The organism is Burkholderia sp. WP42, from assembly GCF_000745665.1.
GTDB lineage: Bacteria > Pseudomonadota > Gammaproteobacteria > Burkholderiales > Burkholderiaceae > Burkholderia > Burkholderia vietnamiensis.
This window is the reverse complement of record NZ_JQJT01000050.1, coordinates 1-1,721: the sequence shown is the minus strand read 5'-3', so window position 1 is coordinate 1,721 and position 1,721 is coordinate 1. Positions and strand designations below refer to the sequence as shown.

Annotated in this window: 1 protein-coding gene and 3 tRNA genes; all 4 read left to right on the top strand. The window is 59.3% G+C overall.

Annotated elements, in window-relative coordinates; translation table 11 throughout:
* The first annotated feature begins 1,250 nt into the window (after positions 1 to 1,250).
* Positions 1,251 to 1,336 (top strand) — tRNA-Tyr (locus EX20_RS22625).
* A gap of 43 nt (positions 1,337 to 1,379) precedes the next feature.
* Positions 1,380 to 1,453: transfer RNA gene (locus EX20_RS22620), tRNA-Gly, on the top strand.
* A gap of 24 nt (positions 1,454 to 1,477) precedes the next feature.
* Positions 1,478 to 1,552: transfer RNA gene (locus tag EX20_RS22615), tRNA-Thr, on the top strand.
* A gap of 65 nt (positions 1,553 to 1,617) precedes the next feature.
* Positions 1,618 to 1,721 (top strand): GTP-binding protein (locus EX20_RS22610; RefSeq protein ID WP_034194841.1); only part of this gene is annotated, 104 nt, incomplete at its 3' end.

The following is a 1,721-nucleotide window of genomic DNA, read 5'->3' as shown; positions in this document are numbered from 1 at the left end:
AACCCCCGCCCGAAAGGCGGGGGTTTTTGCATTGGCGCGACGGAAAAGTCTTATGCCTTCGTGACTTGGTAGTAAGCTCTGCTGCCAGCGTGTCGCCCGAGGTCCCCTGCCTACATATATCGATCAGCCGCCCCAGCGGACGACGCATCGACAGGCCGAGAACGGATGCCTGTAGGCACAGCGCTAAGCAGTACACCCTCCCGGGTACCTGCTCCCTATAGTCACTTCGGCAGTCCGAACTGCGGGTTAATCTTGTGCTGCCCGCCAGAGCATGGTGCCGCTTGAGTGCGTCCCTCGGGCGGTCGGTAGCTCCTCGGAAATCGAACGGGTTATCGGCCCGCTGGACATCTATCGCTTCCAGCGATGGTGCACCACACCCCGCGATATCCGGACGCGTACTGCAATGAACTGCGGCCGATTTCCGATATCTCCCTCCGGCGACGAGCCGCAGCTGCGGTCCGTTCCGTCAAGATTTAGGGCTTGGCCGGCCGCGACCTGGTGGTCTCAGTCCGTGCAGCATGGGCGGCCCGGTGGCGTGTCCACGACATCGTCACTTGAGGGCGGCCAGGGTGGCGCGTAAGAGCGTGCACGGTGGGCACGTGTAGGTCGGGGCGAAGTTGTGCTGCCGATGTTTTGTGCCTTGGGCGCCTGCTATTACTCGATTGCGCCGACCGGGAGTGGCCTAGCCGGAGGCATTTTCAGCTCGATCGGCGTATGGCGACCGTCCTAACGGTCGCCATACAGCCAACTATGGCTGCACGGGCACTGGGGGGCTGCTTATAACGCGCCCCAGCCATCGCCGACGAAGAGCGCGTCCGCCGTCGTGCGGAGATCACGCGCTTCGTAGCGTGCGCGAGCAACAGCGGATCTGCGATCCCAGCTCCAGCACAACGAAGAGCATTATGTCGAGCCCGTCTCCACGACATCCGAACCGCCGCCAAACATTCCAACCGACGCCGTTCCAATTGCCCGGCATGGAAATTGCGAAATTTTTTCGTCTACCTGCTTGGCATTCCGGGCAGGAGGTCGTATGATGGCGGTCTTTCGTTTTCAGCAAAGATGCAAATCGCTGCTGAAGACGGGGTCTGACGAAGATGTGGACGCCGATGGCGATCCTCTCGAACTTGCCTTTAGCCGGGCGAGTGCGGGTGTCGGGTGTGTCGGTCTGGTGCCTTGGAAGAAAATGAAAATAATCTTCCGGATGTGCTTGACAAGAGTGTGATGCACCCCCATAATCGTCAGTTCTCTACGGAGGGGTGCCCGAGTGGCTAAAGGGGGCAGACTGTAAATCTGTTGGCTTACGCCTACGTTGGTTCGAATCCAACCTCCTCCACCAGAACATCAGCGCAGAGAGCGGTAGGGAATCGTTAGTGGCCCGTGCGGGTGTAGCTCAATGGTAGAGCAGAAGCCTTCCAAGCTTACGACGAGGGTTCGATTCCCTTCACCCGCTCCAGTCCGCGAAGTTGAAGCGTTACATGCCCATGTGGCTCAGTGGTAGAGCACTCCCTTGGTAAGGGAGAGGTCGGCAGTTCGATCCTGCCCATGGGCACCAGCAGTAAAAAGTCAGTGTCTGTTTGCGCGCGGCGCAACATGTGAAATTCCTTTCGGGAGTTGAAAATGGCCAAGGAAAAGTTTGAGCGGACCAAGCCGCACGTCAACGTTGGTACGATCGGTCACGTTGACCACGGCAAGACGACGCTGACGGCAGCGATCACGACGGT